The 1,521-nt window shown below is 69.5% G+C and carries 1 protein-coding gene and 1 other RNA gene; both read left to right on the top strand.

The window, feature by feature from the left end; genetic code table 11:
* Positions 1-115, top strand: a transfer-messenger RNA (tmRNA) gene (ssrA, locus tag ACRDSQ_RS08160); the annotation flags it as partial.
* 143 nt (positions 116-258) lie between these two features.
* Positions 259-1,521: cysteine desulfurase-like protein (locus tag ACRDSQ_RS08155; protein WP_431420129.1), on the top strand; the 1,263-nt coding region annotated here is incomplete at its 3' end.

Below are 1,521 nucleotides of genomic sequence, written 5' to 3'. Positions count from 1 at the left end.
CGGGCAGGCCGGCTCGATGCCGGCCCGGGAAGAAAGCAGGAAGTCGAGTCTATGCACGTAGACGCGGTTTCGGATGCTTACTCGGACCAGGGTTCGATTCCCTGCGCCTCCATGGCCGGGCGGGATGACACTGACATCCCGCCCGGTCGGCTTTACGCCTGATTCGTGTTCAGCGTCTGTTCAACCATTGCGGTAACCAGCTACGTCAGAATACTTTCGGCGGTGCATATCACCTAGTTTCTCAGGATCAGCCGCTCGATGACTGCGACCACATTCCCCGATGCGGTCACCGCATTCACGGCCCAGGTGCGCGCCGCGTTCCCGGCGCTCGATCGCCGGCATCGCGGCGTGCCCGTCGCCTACTTCGACGGTCCCGGGGGCACGCAGGTACCGCAGGCCGTGGTGGACGCGGTCGCCGACTACCTCCTGCACCACAACGCCAACACGGATTGGCACTACCCGACCAGCCACGAAACCGACGCCATGATCGCCGAGGCGCGGACCGCGCTGGCGGATTTTTTGGGTGGGCGGCCGGACGAGGTGGCATTCGGGGCCAACATGACCACCCTGACCTTCCACCTGGCCCGCGCGCTCGGCCGGCGCTGGGGGGCCGGAGACGAGATCGTGGTCACCGATCTGGACCATCACGCGATCGTCGCCCCGTGGCGCGCGCTGGGGGCGGAGCGTGGCGTGGTGGTGCGTGCGGTCCCATTCCACCGGGATGCCGGCGAGCTGGATTGGGATGCGTTCGAGGCCGCCGTATCGCCGCGCACCCGCCTGGTGGCGGTCGGAGCCGCATCGAACGCGCTCGGTACGGTGAACGACGTGGCCCGGGCCGCCCGCCTGGCCCGGGGGGTCGGAGCCCTGCTATTCGTGGACGCGGTGCACTCCGCCCCGCACGTGCTGCCCGACGTGCGGGCGCTCGATGCCGACTTTCTGGCCTGCTCGGCCTACAAGTTCTACGGGCCGCATATCGGAGTCCTGTGGAGCCGGCGGGAGCTGCTCGCGGGGCTCGACGTGCCCAAGCTCGAGCCGGCGCCCGACACCGTGCCGGACCGGATCGAGACCGGCACGCTGAGCCACGAGGGGATCGCGGGTACGCTGGCCGCGGTGGAGTTTCTGGCGTCGCTGGCTGGGAACGGACGGGAACCGGCGGGAACGGTCGGGAACCGGCGCGAACGGCTGGCTGCGACGTACAGGCAGCTCCGCGCAGAGGGGGAGCGACTGGGTGCCCGGCTGTGGAACGGTCTTGCCGCTATTCCGGGGGTGACGCTCTACGGCCCGCGACCGGGCCGCCCCCGAACGCCCACGGTCGCGTTCGCGGTTCGCGGCCGCACCTCCCATGACGTCGCCAAGGCGCTGGCCGACCAGGCCGTGTTCGTCTCGAGCGGGGACTTCTATGCGGCCACCGTGCTGGAGCGTCTCGGATACGCGCAGGACGGATTGGTGCGGGCGGGGTGTGCCTGCTACACGACGGACGAAGAGGTAGACCGGCTGGTGACGGCTGTGGCCGGACTACAG

Source organism: Actinokineospora sp., assembly GCF_050699995.1.
GTDB lineage: Bacteria > Actinomycetota > Actinomycetes > Mycobacteriales > Pseudonocardiaceae > Actinokineospora.
This window is presented reverse-complemented; position numbering and strand designations above follow the sequence as displayed.